The sequence below is a fragment of the Pseudomonas sp. 2957 genome, assembly GCF_031456345.1.
Classification (GTDB): Bacteria; Pseudomonadota; Gammaproteobacteria; order Pseudomonadales; family Pseudomonadaceae; genus Aquipseudomonas; species Aquipseudomonas siliginis.
This window is the reverse complement of sequence record NZ_JAVDUL010000001.1, coordinates 357723-372488: the sequence shown is the minus strand read 5'-3', so window position 1 is coordinate 372488 and position 14766 is coordinate 357723. Positions and strand designations below refer to the sequence as shown.

The 14766-nt window shown below is 61.5% G+C and carries 12 protein-coding genes; 9 read left to right on the top strand and 3 right to left on the bottom strand.

What is annotated here, in order from left to right; all coding sequences use genetic code 11:
* Positions 1-121: 121 nt before the first annotated feature.
* On the bottom strand, positions 122-1000 hold the full coding sequence (locus J2Y39_RS01695) for an acyl-CoA dehydrogenase family protein (RefSeq protein WP_310214676.1): 879 nt from the start codon (positions 998-1000) through the stop codon (positions 122-124).
* A gap of 153 nt (positions 1001-1153) precedes the next feature.
* On the opposite strand from J2Y39_RS01695, the gene olsB reads away from it, so the two are divergent.
* Entirely contained in the window at positions 1154-1909 is a 756-nt protein-coding gene (olsB, locus tag J2Y39_RS01690; RefSeq protein ID WP_016771324.1) for an L-ornithine N(alpha)-acyltransferase, read from the top strand.
* On the top strand, positions 1909-2703 hold the full coding sequence (locus J2Y39_RS01685) for a 1-acyl-sn-glycerol-3-phosphate acyltransferase (protein WP_041478905.1): 795 nt from the start codon (positions 1909-1911) through the stop codon (positions 2701-2703). The genes olsB and J2Y39_RS01685 overlap by 1 nt, the downstream gene beginning before the upstream one ends.
* A 105-nt stretch (positions 2704-2808) precedes the next feature.
* Here J2Y39_RS01685 and J2Y39_RS01680 read toward each other — a convergent pair whose 3' ends face one another.
* Complete coding sequence (locus J2Y39_RS01680) at positions 2809-3393, bottom strand: ACP phosphodiesterase (protein WP_095180569.1); 585 nt, start codon at positions 3391-3393, stop codon at positions 2809-2811.
* A 168-nt stretch (positions 3394-3561) separates the two neighbouring features.
* On the opposite strand from J2Y39_RS01680, the gene J2Y39_RS01675 reads away from it, so the two are divergent.
* Genes J2Y39_RS01675 through J2Y39_RS01665 form a run of 3 tightly spaced genes read left to right on the top strand, consistent with a single transcriptional unit; the run spans position 3562 to position 6148 of the window.
* A complete protein-coding gene (locus J2Y39_RS01675; RefSeq protein WP_016771327.1) occupies positions 3562-3864 on the top strand; it encodes a helix-turn-helix transcriptional regulator in 303 nt (100 codons plus the stop codon).
* A gap of 34 nt (positions 3865-3898) precedes the next feature.
* Positions 3899-5065, top strand: coding sequence for an MFS transporter (locus J2Y39_RS01670; RefSeq protein ID WP_150636450.1), 1167 nt, complete (start codon positions 3899-3901; stop codon positions 5063-5065).
* A 33-nt stretch (positions 5066-5098) separates the two neighbouring features.
* Positions 5099-6148 (top strand): alkene reductase, encoded by a 1050-nt coding sequence (locus tag J2Y39_RS01665; protein WP_016771329.1) that lies wholly within the window; start codon positions 5099-5101, stop codon positions 6146-6148.
* 211 nt (positions 6149-6359) lie between these two features.
* Here J2Y39_RS01665 and emhR read toward each other — a convergent pair whose 3' ends face one another.
* Entirely contained in the window at positions 6360-6992 is a 633-nt protein-coding gene (emhR, locus tag J2Y39_RS01660; protein WP_016771330.1) for an efflux system transcriptional repressor EmhR, read from the bottom strand.
* Positions 6993-7258: 266 nt separating this feature from the next.
* On the opposite strand from emhR, the gene emhA reads away from it, so the two are divergent.
* The 4 genes from emhA (at position 7259) to J2Y39_RS01640 (ending at position 14669) form a co-directional block, all read left to right on the top strand.
* A complete protein-coding gene (gene emhA, locus J2Y39_RS01655; protein ID WP_039762673.1) occupies positions 7259-8416 on the top strand; it encodes an efflux RND transporter periplasmic adaptor subunit EmhA in 1158 nt (385 codons plus the stop codon).
* 3 nt (positions 8417-8419) lie between these two features.
* The gene (gene emhB / locus J2Y39_RS01650) at positions 8420-11584 is read left to right on the top strand and encodes an efflux RND transporter permease subunit EmhB (protein ID WP_041478908.1); all 3165 of its coding nucleotides are present in this window, start codon (positions 8420-8422) and stop codon (positions 11582-11584) included.
* On the top strand, positions 11581-13041 hold the full coding sequence (gene emhC, locus J2Y39_RS01645; protein ID WP_024011945.1) for an efflux RND transporter outer membrane subunit EmhC: 1461 nt from the start codon (positions 11581-11583) through the stop codon (positions 13039-13041). The genes emhB and emhC overlap by 4 nt, the downstream gene beginning before the upstream one ends.
* Before the next feature lie 368 nt (positions 13042-13409).
* Positions 13410-14669 (top strand): OprD family porin, encoded by a 1260-nt coding sequence (locus J2Y39_RS01640; RefSeq protein ID WP_217864176.1) that lies wholly within the window; start codon positions 13410-13412, stop codon positions 14667-14669.
* Positions 14670-14766: the final 97 nt, after the last annotated feature.

Here is a 14766-nt window from a genome sequence, read left to right as displayed (position 1 = left end):
TATGACAGATGTATGGTGATTTTGAGGCCGCCTTCGCGAGCAGGCTCGCTCCCACAGTTGATCGCATTTCAATTGAAGAATACCGTCCCTGTGGGAGCGAGCCTGCTCGCGAAGGGGCCGCTCAGGTCACCGCCAAAGCCTTGGCCAACCGCTTCGCCCTCGCCCCTGCCGCCAACTGCATCACGCCCTTGTCCCGCTGCCACATCTGCGCCCACTCCACCGGGCCATTGCCCAATGCCTGGTCCACCTCCCCCGCCAGCGCTTCAAACTGCGCAAACAACCCGCCCAGCAGCACATGCCCGGGCGGATTGTTCGGCGCTTGCCGGCTGGCCTCGGCGCACCCGGCCAGCAGCGCCAGCAAACGCAATTGCAGGGCCTGCGGCCAGTCGCTGTCCTGGCCGACGCCGTACAACCACGCGGTCATGGCGCTGAGCACGTAGACATCTTCAAGGGTGCGAAACGGTTTGACGTAGGCGTCCCAGCCGTCGCCGGCGAGCAATTCGCACAGGGCGCCGTCGAGGTACAGGCGGCCGTGGCTGATGTCCGGCATCAATGGCAAGGCGGGCAGCTTTTCCACCCTCACGCCGGGCTCGCCGGGATAGACCACCGCCAGACTCAGGCGCGGTGTTTCGCCAGGCTCCTCACTGCGCGCAGCCACCAGTAACCAATCGGCGGCGTCGCCTGCGGTGACGAAATCCTTGCGCCCACTCAAGCGCAAATCGCGCAGCCGCGTTTGCATATCGGCCGGACGCAGGCTGCGTTGCTCGGTCGCGCACAAGGCGCCGAGGCTCAGCGGCGCGCTCGGCCACAACATGCGCAGCGCCGCCTGATAACCCACCAGAAACGCCAGCCCCGGCGTCGCCATCCGCCGCCCGCCGGCCACCGCCAATTCGAACGGCGTGACGTTGCCCAGCGTCTGCAACAACGTTGCAAAGCCCTCGGCCAGATCAGCTGCGGCGGGCAAGCGTTCACGGCGGTGCAGCAGATCTGGCCAGGGCATGGGCGCCTCCTCGTGGGCTGTCATATAAGCATCACCGAACGTTCATGGCGATGACACCGGGGCTACATAGCCTGACTTTGCACAACACGGCTGCATAAAGAAAGTCGATCGGCTGCAACCCACGACGGGTTAAAGGCCCGTACGGAGATTCACATGACGCAAATCGCCCGCATCAGCGACACCGGCAATGAACGCCGCCTGCAAGCCGAACGCCTGATCGGCGCCGAAGCCTTGCAGCAAGCCCAGGCCCTGCGCTTCGCCGTCTTCAGCGGCGAGTTCAACGCCAAACTCAAAGGCGCCGAACTGGGTCTGGACATGGATGATTATGATGTTCACTGCAGCCACATCGGCGTGCGTGATCTGAACACCGGGCGCCTGGTCGCCACAACGCGTCTGCTTGATCACACTGCCGCCAGCAGCCTCGGCAAGTTCTACAGCGAAGAAGAATTCAGCCTGCACGGCCTCGCCCATCTGCAAGGCCCGATCCTGGAAATCGGCCGCACCTGCGTCGATCCGGCATACCGCAACGGCGGCACCATCGCCGTGCTCTGGGGCGAATTGGCCGAAGTGCTCAATCAGGGCGGCTACAGCTACCTGATGGGTTGCGCGAGCATCCCGATGCAGGACGGCGGCATTCAGGCCCACGCGATCATGCAGCGTCTGCGCGAGCGTTATCTGTGCACCGAACACTTGCGCGCCGAGCCGAAAAATCCGCTGCCGACGCTGGATATCCCGTCCAACGTCATCGCCGAAATGCCGCCGCTGCTCAAGGCCTACATGCGCCTCGGGGCGAAGATCTGCGGCGAGCCGTGCTGGGACGAAGACTTCCAGGTCGCCGACGTGTTCATCCTGCTCAAGCGCGACGAACTCTGCCCGCGCTACGCCAAACACTTCAAGGCGGCGGTGTGATGAGCCGGTTGCGGGTGTACGCGCGAATCGCGCGAGTGCTGCTGGTGGTGACGCTGGGGCTGACCATGGCGAGCGTCTTCGGCGTGTTCGAGCGCATTGGTCTGGCGCACTCGATGGAGCGGCGTCAGCGCTGGTCGCGTTTTTTCATGGCGCGTTTGAGCAATGCCCTGCCGTTTCGCGTGAGCGTGCATGGCGAGCTGCCGAAACAGCCGATGCTGTGGGTCAGCAATCACGTGTCGTGGACCGACATTCCGCTGCTGGGCATGCTCACGCCGCTGTCGTTTCTGTCCAAGGCCGAAGTGCGCACTTGGCCGGTGGCCGGCTGGCTCGCGGCCAAGGCCGGCAGCCTGTTCATCCGCCGTGGGTCGGGCGACAGTCAGTTGATCCGCAAGCAGATGACCCGCCATCTGCAAACCGAACACGCGCTGCTGATGTTCCCCGAAGGCACCACCACCGATGGCCGTTCGCTGCGCACCTTTCATGGTCGCCTGCTGTCGGCGGCGATCGATTCCGAGGTGATGCTGCAACCGGTGGCGATTCGTTATCTGCGCGACGGCGAAATCGATACGCTCGCACCGTTCATTGGTGACGATGATTTGCTCTCGCATCTGATGCGTCTGTTCAGCCATGACTGCGGCGATGTCCAGGTGCATCTGCTCAAGCCGATTGCCTGTCAGGGCCGCGAGCGCGCGGCGCTGGCGTTCGAAGCGCAGCAGGCGGTGCAGAAGGTGTTGTTTGGTGAGGTGGCGAAACCTGCCGAACCGCGTCGCGCAGGCGATTTGATCGCCGCCTGAAAATACAAATCCCCTGTGGGAGCGAGCCTGCTCGCGAATGCGACCTGTCAGTCGCCGAATATATTGACTGACAGGACGCCTTCGCGAGCAGGCTCGCTCCCACATTCAGATCTTCAGTGGATCAGAGTTTTGTGCGAAATCCTGCAATTGCGGGTAGAACAAGCTGAAGTCTTCACTCAACGGCTCATACAACCGCCGCAACTCCGCCATTGCCCCGGCCAATTCCTCCGGCCTGGTCAGCCGTCGCGAGATCCCGCGCAGCACCTGTTCCAGCACCTCAAATTCGCGATACGAGCCCAGCCAGTCGTTGGCGACCATGTGCGGGGCGATCTTCGCCAGCCGCTCCGGCAATTGCCGTTCGCGGGACAGCACCTGATAGACGTCTGCGGTGAACTGCTCCAGCGGTCGGTCGGCATACAGCGTCCAGTCCCGCGCCAGGCAATGATCGAAAAACACATCGAGGACGATTCCGGCATAACGCCGCCGCGTTTCGCTGAAGCGGCCCAGGGCAGTGTCCACCAGTGGATGCCGATCAGTGAACACGTCAATGCGCCGATGCAGCGCAATCGCCGCCTCCACTTCCGGGTCGAACTGGCCTTGCAGCCGACCTTTGACGAAGTCGCCATACAAGCTGCCGAGTAACTGACCGGGGCGCTGGCCGCCGAGATGCAAATGCGCGAGATAGTTCATGGGCGCAGCTTAGCACTGCGCTTGCTGCTCCAGCACCCTCGCATCGTTATAACCCGATATAGCGATTTATGCGCTCGTCAGACCGAATTCATATTGGTATATCGCGATCCAACGATTTAAAGTTCGCTCCATCGCGATATATCGCTACTGCCACTACGAGCCCAAGCCATGAACCTCGACCTCGACGAAATAATAAAAGCCCTGGCGCACCCAGTACGGCGAGACATCCTCAACTGGCTGAAAGACCCGAAAGGCGAATTCCCCGAGCAGTTGCACAACCACGAATACGGTATTTGCGCCGGGCAGATCGATCAACGTTGCGGCCTGTCGCAATCGACCGTGTCGGCACACCTGGCGACGTTGCAACGGGCCGGGCTGATCAGCAGCCAGAAGGCCGGGCAGTGGCATTTTTTCAAACGTAACGAGGACGTCATCCAGGCGTTTCTCAGCACCCTCAGTAAAGAGCTCTGACCCTTAACGTCAGCCAGCCGACAAGGAAACCTGCATGCCCCTTTCGCTTCTCATCCTCGCCCTGAGCGCCTTCGCCATCGGCACCACCGAGTTCGTCATCATGGGCCTGCTGCCCGACGTGGCGGCGGACCTCGGCGTGTCGATTCCCGGCGCCGGCTGGCTGGTCACCGGGTACGCCCTGGGCGTGGCCATCGGTGCACCGTTCATGGCGCTGGCCACCGCCAGGTTGCCGCGCAAGGCAGCGCTGGTGGCGTTGATGGGCATCTTCATTGTCGGCAACCTGCTCTGCGCCATCGCCAGCGACTACAACGTGCTGATGTTTGCCCGGATAGTCACCGCGCTGTGTCACGGCGCGTTCTTCGGCATCGGCTCGGTAGTGGCGGCCAATCTGGTCGCGCCGAACAAACGTGCCTCGGCAGTAGCCTTGATGTTCACCGGTCTGACCCTGGCCAACGTACTTGGCGTACCGCTGGGTACCGCATTGGGTCAGGAAGCCGGCTGGCGTTCGACCTTCTGGGCAGTGACCGTCATCGGTGTGATCGCGCTGATCGGCCTGATCCGCTTTCTGCCGGCCAAGCGTGACGAAGAGAAACTCGACATGCGCGCCGAACTCGCCGCGCTCAAAGGCGCCGGCATCTGGCTGTCGCTGAGCATGACCGCGTTGTTCGCCGCCTCGGTCTTCACCCTGTTCACCTACGTTGCCCCACTGCTTGGCGAAGTCACCGGCGTGTCGCCGCGTGGCGTGACCTGGACGCTGATGCTCATCGGTCTGGGCCTGACTGTCGGCAACATCATCGGCGGCAAACTCGCCGACAAAGGCATGGCCGCCACGCTGATCGGCGTGTTCATCGCCATGGCCGTGGTTTCCACGGTGTTGAGCTGGACCAGCGTCGCGCTGATCCCGACCGAGATCACCCTGTTCCTTTGGGCCACCGCGTGTTTCGCCGCTGTGCCGGCGTTGCAAGTCAATGTGGTGACCTTCGGCAAGGCTGCGCCGAACCTGGTTTCGACCCTGAACATCGGCGCTTTCAACGTCGGCAACGCCCTTGGCGCCTGGGTCGGCGGCAGCGTCATCGCCCACGGCTACGGCCTGACCAGCGTGCCACTGGCTGCCGCCGCGCTGGCTGTACTGGCCCTGCTGGTAACCCTGATTACCTTCCGCCAGAACGGCAATGCCGAGCTGGCCCCTGCTTCCAACTGATCAACTTCCTTTATTAAAGAGAGGCTTTTAGACATGGCGACTATTTTCGACCCGATCAAACTCGGCGACATCGAGCTGAACAACCGCATCATCATGGCCCCGCTGACCCGCTGCCGCGCCGACGAAGGTCGTGTGCCGAACGCGCTGATGGCCGAATACTACGTACAACGCGCCTCGGCCGGCCTGATCCTCAGCGAAGCCACTTCGGTAACGCCGATGGGCGTCGGCTACCCGGACACCCCGGGCATCTGGTCCAACGATCAAGTGCGTGGCTGGGCCAACGTGACCAAGGCGATTCACGGCGCCGGCGGCAAGATCTTCCTGCAACTGTGGCACGTTGGCCGCATTTCTCACCCTTCGTACCTGAACGGTGAAGCACCGGTTGCGCCAAGCGCCATCCAGCCAAAGGGCCACGTCAGCCTGGTCCGCCCGCTGGCCGACTACCCAACGCCGCGCGCCCTGGAAACCGCTGAAATCGCCGACATCGTCGACGCCTACCGCACCGGTGCCGAGAACGCCAAGGCCGCCGGTTTCGACGGCGTGGAAATCCACGGTGCCAACGGCTACCTGCTCGACCAGTTCCTGCAAAGCAGCACCAACCAGCGCACCGACCAGTACGGCGGCTCGCTGGAAAACCGTGCGCGCCTGCTGCTGGAAGTGACCGACGCCGCGATCGAAGTCTGGGGCGCTGGCCGCGTTGGTGTGCACCTGGCACCGCGTGCCGACTCCCATGACATGGGCGATGACAACCTTGCCGAGACCTTCACCTACGTCGCCCGTGAACTGGGCAAGCGTGGCATCGCGTTCATCTGCTCGCGCGAAAAAGAAGGCGCCGACAGCCTCGGCCCGCAACTGAAAGAAGCTTTCGGTGGCCCGTACATCGCCAACGAGAAGTTCACCAAGGAAAGCGCCAACGAGTGGCTGGCCAGCGGTAAGGCAGACGCCGTAGCGTTCGGCGTGCCGTTCATTGCCAACCCGGACCTGCCGGCACGTTTGCAGGCCGATGCGCCGTTGAACGAGCCGCATCCGGAGACTTTCTACGGCAAGGGTCCGGTCGGCTACATCGACTATCCGACCTTGTAATCAGGCTGTAGCGCAGAAATGAAAAAGCCCCTGACTTTTAAGAGTCAGGGGCTTTTTGCTATTGGCGCAGGACGAGCGCAAGCAAACACCGTTTAACAACAGCGACACAATTTCCCTACAAAATCCACGACTCGCTACGTTTAAACTCCCCGCCGCGATGATCAGCCATGGCGGCTGATTGACATCCTGCCGGGCAATTGCGCATTTTGTTTCATTTGCGCAGGCTTGGGCTCAGGCGCAGCATGTCCAGCCCGGTGTCGACCCAGCGTTCAGCCTCGGCGTGCAGTTCGAAGCTGTCCGGGGCCAGCAGCCAGCCGTACAGCAGGCCGTCGATGTAGGCATGAATGCTGATGGCCGCGCGGGCAGTGTCGAGGTCTTCCGGCAACTGGCCGCGATTCACCGCATTACGCAGGGTCAGGCCGATGCGCAGATTGCAATCGAGACTGGCCGTCCGGCGCTGCTGGCGCAGATCGCACATTTCATCGGTGAACTCGCACTTATGAAACAGAATTTCGTTGATGCGCCGGGTTTTCGGGTCCAGTGCAACTTGATGAAACAAATGAATCAGCAACTGTCGCATGCAGCCCAGCGGGTCCGGTTCGTCCTCGCTTTCGCTGGCCTTGGCCAGTTCATCCAGCGGTTCGTGCAGGCTGTCGAGCATCGCCTGGACCAGATCGGCCTTGTTGCTGAAATGCCAGTAGATGGCGCCACGCGTTACGCCGGCGAGGGTCGCGATGTCCGCCAGGGTGGTGCGGGCAACCCCCCTTTCATAAAAGGCTTTCTCGGCCGCTTCCAGAATCTGGCTGCGGGTTTCCTGAGCTTCCTCTTTGGTACGACGGACCATGGCAGTAAAACCTCAAACAGGATGTTTCAGGGATGGCTGAATATCCGCTGAATAAAGAGGGGGCGATCTCTCGTGAATCGACTCCCCGGCCTACAATTTCAAACCTTGCCACGACTTTTGTATCAGGGTGGGTACGCGGCGCAGGTGTTTACAAACAACCATGAACGTAAGTATATTACTTAGCAAGCTACTTATCCACCCGGTGCCCGATTTTTACTCTTTCACACTTCTTGTGCGCTTCATGCGCGCCTGACCCGAGGATCTTCATGCAATTCAAGCCAGCTGTTACCGCTCTGGTCACTGCCGTCGCCCTGGCATCGCTGCTCAGCGGATGTAAAAAGGAAGAAGCGGCCCCTGCCGCTCCGCCCCCTCAGGTCGGCGTCGTCACCCTGCAACCACAAGCCTTTACCCTGACCTCGGAACTTCCGGGCCGCACCAGTGCGTTCCGCATCGCTGAAGTTCGCCCGCAGGTCAACGGCATCATTCTCAAGCGTCTGTTCAAGGAAGGCGCCGACGTCAAAGCCGGTCAGCAGCTTTATCAGATCGATCCGTCGGTCTATGAAGCGACGCTGAAAAGTGCCGAAGCCAACCTGCGTTCGACCAAGTCGATCTCCGACCGCTACAAGCAACTGGTCGATGAGCAAGCCGTAAGCCGTCAGGAATACGACACCGCATTGGCCAACCGCCTGCAATCGGAAGCGTCGCTTCAGACTGCGCAGATCAACGTGCGTTACACCAAGGTCTATGCGCCGATCTCCGGCCGTATCGGCCGCTCTTCGGTGACCGAAGGCGCACTGGTCAGCAATGGCCAGGCCGATGCAATGGCAGTGATTCAGCAGCTCGATCCGATCTACGTCGACGTCACCCAGTCGTCGGTGGAACTGCTGGAACTGCGCCGCGAACTGGAAAGTGGCCGTCTGCAGAAGGCTGGCGACAACGCCGCCGCAGTCAAGCTGACCCTGGAAGACGGCAGCCAGTACAAGCTCGACGGCAAGCTGGAATTCTCCGAAGTCTCGGTTGACCAGACCACCGGCTCGGTGACCCTGCGCGCAGTGTTCCCCAACCCCGATCACACCCTGCTGCCAGGCATGTTCGTCCACGCCCAGTTGCAGGCCGGCGTCAACAGCGCAGCGATCCTCGCGCCACAGCAAGGCGTGACCCGCGACCTCAAAGGCACCCCGACCGCACTGGTGGTCGGCGCCGACAACAAGGTCGAACTGCGTCAGCTCAAGGCCAGCCGCACTGTCGGCAGCCAGTGGTTGATCGAAGACGGCCTGAAAGCCGGCGATCGTCTGATCACCGAAGGGCTGCAGTACGTCAAACCGGGCGTCGAGGTCAAAGCGACCGAGGCGACTAACGTCGGCACCAAGAACCCGGCCCCCGCACAGGCAGCTGACAAAGCCGCCGGCGGCAAAGGGGAGTAACCCATGTCAAAATTCTTCATCGACCGTCCGATTTTCGCCTGGGTAATCGCCCTGGTGATCATGCTGGTCGGGGCACTTTCGATCCTGAAATTGCCGATCAACCAATACCCGAGCATTGCGCCACCGGCCATTGCGATCCAGGTGACCTACCCGGGTGCGTCCGCACAAACCGTGCAGGACACCGTGGTCCAGGTCATCGAGCAACAGCTCAACGGTATCGACAACCTGCGTTATGTGTCGTCGGAAAGTAACTCCGACGGCAGCATGACCATCACCGCGACCTTCGAGCAAGGCACCAACTCCGACACCGCGCAGGTCCAGGTTCAGAACAAGCTGAACCTGGCCACCCCGCTGCTGCCGCAGGAAGTGCAGCAACAGGGTATCCGCGTGACCAAGGCAGTGAAGAACTTCCTGCTGGTGATCGGCGTGGTTTCGCGTGACGGCAGCATGAGCAAGGACGACCTGTCCAACTACATCGTGTCGAACATGCAGGACCCGATCTCGCGCACCGCCGGTGTCGGTGACTTCCAGGTCTTCGGTGCGCAGTACGCGATGCGTATCTGGCTCGACCCGGCCAAGTTGAACAACTTCAACCTGACCCCGGTCGACGTGAAGAACGCCATTGCTGCGCAGAACGTCCAGGTGTCGTCCGGTCAGCTCGGTGGCTTGCCTGCCGTGCAGGGCCAGCAACTGAACGCGACGATCATCGGCAAGACCCGTCTGCAGACCGCCGAGCAGTTCAAGGAAATCCTGCTCAAGGTCAACAAGGACGGCTCGCAGGTTCGCCTCAAAGACGTGGCTGAAGTTGGTCTCGGCGGCGAGAACTACGCGATCAGTGCCCAGTTCAACGGCAGCCCGGCGTCCGGTCTGGCGGTGAAACTGGCCAACGGCGCCAACGCCCTCGATACCGCCAAAGCGCTGCGCAACACTATCGACAGCCTCAAGCCGTTCTTCCCGCAAGGCATGGAAGTGGTGTTCCCGTACGACACCACTCCGGTGGTGACCGAGTCGATCAAAGGCGTGGTGCACACCCTGGTCGAAGCGATCGCTCTGGTGTTCCTGGTGATGTTCCTGTTCCTGCAGAACTTCCGCGCCACCGTCATCACCACGATGACCGTGCCGGTGGTACTGCTCGGTACGTTCGGCATCCTCGCCGCCGCCGGTTTCAGCATCAACACCCTGACCATGTTCGGCATGGTGCTGGCCATCGGTCTGCTGGTGGACGATGCCATCGTCGTGGTGGAAAACGTCGAGCGGGTGATGAGCGAAGAAGGCTTGTCACCGAAGGAAGCGACGAAGAAATCCATGGGCCAGATCCAGGGCGCACTGGTCGGTATCGCCCTCGTACTCTCGGCGGTACTGCTGCCGATGGCATTCTTCAGCGGCTCCACTGGTGTGATCTACAAGCAGTTCTCGATCACCATCGTTTCGGCGATGGCCCTGTCGGTGCTGGTTGCCCTGATCTTCACCCCGGCGCTGTGCGCGACCATGCTCAAGCCGATTCCGAAAGGCGAGCACGGTACTCCGAAGAAAGGTTTCTTCGGCTGGTTCAACCGTAACTTTGACCGTGGCGTGCGCAGCTACGAGCGCGGCGTCGGCAATATGCTGACCCGCAAGGCGCCGTACCTGCTGGCGTATCTGCTGATCGTCGTCGGCATGATCTGGCTGTTCACCCGCATCCCGACCGCGTTCCTGCCGGAAGAAGACCAGGGCGTACTGTTCGCCCAAGTGCAGACCCCGGCCGGTTCCAGTGCCCAGCGCACGCAGGTGGTCGTGGATGAAATGCGTGAGTACCTGCTGCGTCCGAACAAGGACGGTGGTGAAGCGGACGCGGTGGCTTCGGTGTTCACCGTGACCGGCTTCAACTTCGCCGGCCGTGGGCAGAGCTCGGGTATGGCGTTCATCATGCTCAAACCGTGGGGCGAACGTAACGCCGACAACAGCGTGTTCAAGCTCGCCGCGCGTGCCCAGCAACACTTCTTCAGTTTCCGTGACGCGATGGTGTTTGCCTTCGCCCCGCCAGCGGTTCTGGAATTGGGTAACGCCACCGGTTTCGACGTGTTCCTGCAAGACCGCGCCGGTATCGGTCACGAAAAACTGATGGAAGCGCGCAACCAGTTCCTTGGCATGGCGGCGCAAAGCAAGGTGCTGACCCAAGTGCGTCCGAACGGCCTGAACGATGAGCCGCAGTTCCAGCTGGAAATCGACGACGAGAAGGCCAGTGCCCTCGGCATCACCATCAGCGATATCAACAACACCCTGTCGATCGCGCTGGGCAGTAGCTACGTCAACGACTTCATCGACCGTGGTCGGGTGAAGAAAGTCTACGTGCAGGGCCAGCCGGATTCGCGCATGAGCCCCGAAGACCTGAAGAAGTGGTACGTGCGCAACGCCGAAGGCACCATGGTTCCGTTCTCGGCGTTCGCCAAGGGTGAGTGGGTCTACGGTTCGCCGAAACTGGCGCGTTACAACGGTGTGGAAGCGGTCGAGGTCCTCGGGGCTCCGGCGCCGGGCTACTCCACCGGTGAAGCGATGGCTGAAGTCGAAGCGATTGCCAAGAAGCTGCCGGCCGGTGTCGGTATATCCTGGACCGGTCTGTCCTACGAGGAACGTCTGTCCGGCTCGCAAGCGCCAGCGCTGTACGCCCTGTCGCTGCTGATGGTGTTCCTGTGTCTGGCGGCGCTGTATGAGAGCTGGTCGATTCCGATCGCGGTCATGCTCGTGGTACCGCTGGGGATCATCGGTGCACTGATGGCTACCAGCCTGCGCGGTCTGTCCAACGACGTGTACTTCCAGGTGGGCTTGTTGACGACCATCGGTCTGGCGGCTAAAAACGCCATTCTGATCGTCGAATTCGCCAAGGAACTGCATGAACAGGGACGCAGCCTGCGCGAGGCGGCAATCGAAGCCTGCCGCATGCGTCTGCGCCCGATCATCATGACCTCGCTGGCCTTCGTTCTCGGTGTTGTGCCGCTGGCGATTTCCACCGGCGCCGGTTCAGGCAGTCAGCACGCGATCGGTACCGGCGTGATTGGCGGTATGCTCACGGCCACGATCCTGGCGATCTTCTGGGTCCCACTGTTCTTCGTTACTGTGTCGTCCATCGGTCAGCGTAAAAAGACCGACGCGGATGAGACTACTGAAACTCCTAAAGAGGCTGGCCAATGAGCAAGTCGCTACTCTCCATCGCAGTCGCCGCCTTCGTGCTGAGCGGTTGCTCGCTGATACCTGACTATCAGCAGCCTGAGGCTCCGGTCGCAGGCCAGTACCCGCAGGGGCCGGCATATTCGCCGGCCCAGGCTCCGGCGCAAGCCGCTGCCGAACAGGGCTGGAAGCAGTTTTTCCATGACCCTGCCCTGCAACAGCTGATCCAGGTCGCCCTGGAAAACAACCGCGACCTGCGTGTCGCGGCGCTGAACATCGACGCTTACGCGGCGCAGTACCGCATCCAGCGCGCCGACCTGTTCCCGGCAGTGTCGGCCAATGCCGCCGGCAGCCGCCAGCGTCTGCCGGCCCGTGCCTCGCAGACCGGCGAGTCGATGATCAGCAGTTCGTATTCCGCCACCGTCGGCGTCAGCGCCTACGAACTCGACCTGTTCGGTCGGGTGCGCAGCCTGAGCGAGCAAGCGTTGCAACAGTACTTCGCTACCGAAGAAGCACGCCGCAGCACCCAGATAAGTCTGGTCGCCAACGTCGCCAATGCCTACCTGACCTGGCAAGCGGACAAGGAACTGCTCAAGCTGACGCAGGACACCCTCGGTGCCTTCGAAGAAAGCTACAAGCTGACCAGCCGCAGCAACGAAGTCGGTGTGGCCTCGGCGCTGGATCTGGCACAGTCGCGCACTTCCGTGGAAAACGCCCGGGCACAATTGGCGCGTTATACCCGCCAGGTCGCGCAGGACGAAAACAGCCTGACCCTGCTGCTCGGCACCGGTATCCCGGCCAATCTGCAAGCTGCCAAACCGCTGTCTGATGATCTGCTCAGCGACGTACCGGCCGGTCTGCCTTCGGACCTGCTGCAACGTCGTCCGGACATCCTCCAGGCCGAGTACAACCTGAAGGCGGCCAACGCCAATATCGGCGCGGCCCGTGCAGCGTTCTTCCCGAGCATCAGCCTGACCGCCAACGCGGGCAGCCTGAGCCCGGATCTGTCCGGCCTGTTCAAGGGCGGTTCGGGGACGTGGCTGTTCCAGCCGCAGATCAACCTGCCGATCTTCAACGCCGGCAGCCTGCGCGCCAGCCTCGACTACGCCAAGATCCAGAAGGACATTGGCGTGGCGAACTACGAAAAGTCGATTCAAACGGCCTTCCAGGAAGTCGCCGACGGCCTGGCCGCGCGCCAGACCTACACCGAGCAGCTGCAAGCGCAGCGTGACTTCGTTCAGGCCAACCAGGATTACTACCGCCTGGCCGAACGTCGCTATCGCATAGGCGTCGACAGCAACCTGACCTTCCTCGATGCCCAGCGTCAGTTGTTCAGCGCACAACAAGCGCTGATCACCGACCGCCTCGCGCAGTTGACCAGTGCGGTCAACCTGTACAAGGCCCTGGGTGGTGGCTGGAATGCGCAGACCGCGCAGAACGAAGCGCTGAAAGAAGAAGCGCCGAAGATGAAGCTGTTCTGATCCTCGGCTGAATACATCAAGCCCACCTTATTGGTGGGCTTTTTGTTTTCTGAAGATCAAAAGATCGCAGCCTTCGGCAGCTCCTACATTTGAAATGCGTTGCCCTGTAGGAGCTGCCGAAGGCTGCGATCTTTTGCTGTTCGATAACCGCCCAAAACCCGCTTTCAGCAATTGAACCTGAACACACAGTCCCTTCACCATTCGAACCAGAAAACCAATAACAACAAGGTTCGACACCATGCTCCAGCGCCCTGCCCCGCCCGGCTGACCGCCACCGCTGCATCTCAGACCTGCATCACGTTGCCTGCGCCGCACCCGCCGCGACAGCGCAGCCGTTCGCCCTAAAAAAACAAGAGAGACCCAAGTCCATGACAGTTTTCCCTGTGCCCTACGCATTGCCCGCTGTGATCGCCCTGGCCATCGCCGGTCTGGCCCTGCCGGCAAGCGCCGAAGAAGCCGGCTTCATCGAAGGCGCCAAGGTCAACCTCAACCTGCGCAACTTCTATATCAACCGCAACTTCACCAACCCGACCAAAACCCAGGGCAAGGCTGAAGAATGGACGCAGAGTTTCATCCTCGACGCCAAATCCGGCTTTACCCAAGGCACCGTCGGTTTCGGCATGGACGTACTCGGGCTGTATTCGATCAAGCTCGATGGCGGTAAAGGCACGGGCGGCACGCAGTTGTTGCCGCTGGACCATGACGGCCGCCCGGCGGACAACTTCGGTCGCACCAACGTCGCCTTCAAGGCAAGACTTTCGCAGACCGAGGTCAAGGTCGGCGAGTGGATGCCGGTATTGCCGATTCTGCGTTCGGACGACGGTCGCTCGCTGCCGCAAACCTTCCGTGGCGGCCAGATCACCTCCAAGGAAATCGCCGGCCTGACCCTCTATGGCGGCCAGTTCCGCGCCAACAGCCCGCGCGACGACAGCAGCATGAGCGACATGTCGATGACCGGCAAAGCCGCGTTCACCTCTGACCGTTTCAACTTCCAGGGCGGCGAATACCTGTTCAACGACAAGCGCACACAGATCGGCTTATGGAATGCGCAACTCAAGGACATCTACAGCCAGCAGTACCTCAATGTGCTGCACAGTCAGCCGCTCGGCGACTGGACGCTGGGCGCCAACCTCGGCTTTTTCTACGGCAAGGAAGATGGCAGCGCGCGTGCCGGCGATCTGGACAACAAGACCTGGTACGGGATGTTTTCGGCCAAGTACGGCGGCAACACGTTCTACCTCGGCCTGCAGAAACTCACCGGCGACAGCGCCTGGATGCGCGTCAATGGCACCAGCGGCGGCACCCTGGCCAACGACAGCTACAACGCCAGTTATGACAACGCTCAGGAACGCTCCTGGCAGCTGCGCCACGACTACAACTTCGCCGCCATGGGCATCCCCGGCCTGACCCTGATGAACCGCTACATCAGCGGCGACAACGTGCACACCGGGACGATCACCGACGGCAAGGAATGGGGTCGCGAATCGGAACTCGGTTACACGGTGCAGAGCGGGACTTTGAAGGATTTGAACGTCAGATGGCGCAACTCGACCATGCGCCGCGACTTCAGCAACAACGAGTTCGACGAGAACCGATTGATCGTCAGCTACCCGATCAGCCTGCTTTAACCAAACATGCTCCACTGTGGGAGCGAGCCTGCTCGCGAAAGCGCTGCTTCAGTCGACATCTGTGTCGAATATGAAATGGCCTTCGCGAGCAGGCTCG

Bases quoted from the DNA above. Each gene is read 5' to 3' on its own strand.
- J2Y39_RS01695 (WP_310214676.1), bottom strand. From the start codon at position 1,000: ATGCCCTGGCCAGATCTGCTGCACCGCCGTGAACGCTTGCCCGCCGCA.
- olsB (WP_016771324.1), top strand. From the start codon at position 1,154: ATGACGCAAATCGCCCGCATCAGCGACACCGGCAATGAACGCCGCCTG.
- J2Y39_RS01685 (WP_041478905.1), top strand. From the start codon at position 1,909: ATGAGCCGGTTGCGGGTGTACGCGCGAATCGCGCGAGTGCTGCTGGTG.
- J2Y39_RS01680 (WP_095180569.1), bottom strand. From the start codon at position 3,393: ATGAACTATCTCGCGCATTTGCATCTCGGCGGCCAGCGCCCCGGTCAG.
- J2Y39_RS01675 (WP_016771327.1), top strand. From the start codon at position 3,562: ATGAACCTCGACCTCGACGAAATAATAAAAGCCCTGGCGCACCCAGTA.
- J2Y39_RS01670 (WP_150636450.1), top strand. From the start codon at position 3,899: ATGCCCCTTTCGCTTCTCATCCTCGCCCTGAGCGCCTTCGCCATCGGC.
- J2Y39_RS01665 (WP_016771329.1), top strand. From the start codon at position 5,099: ATGGCGACTATTTTCGACCCGATCAAACTCGGCGACATCGAGCTGAAC.
- emhR (WP_016771330.1), bottom strand. From the start codon at position 6,992: ATGGTCCGTCGTACCAAAGAGGAAGCTCAGGAAACCCGCAGCCAGATT.
- emhA (WP_039762673.1), top strand. From the start codon at position 7,259: ATGCAATTCAAGCCAGCTGTTACCGCTCTGGTCACTGCCGTCGCCCTG.
- emhB (WP_041478908.1), top strand. From the start codon at position 8,420: ATGTCAAAATTCTTCATCGACCGTCCGATTTTCGCCTGGGTAATCGCC.
- emhC (WP_024011945.1), top strand. From the start codon at position 11,581: ATGAGCAAGTCGCTACTCTCCATCGCAGTCGCCGCCTTCGTGCTGAGC.
- J2Y39_RS01640 (WP_217864176.1), top strand. From the start codon at position 13,410: ATGACAGTTTTCCCTGTGCCCTACGCATTGCCCGCTGTGATCGCCCTG.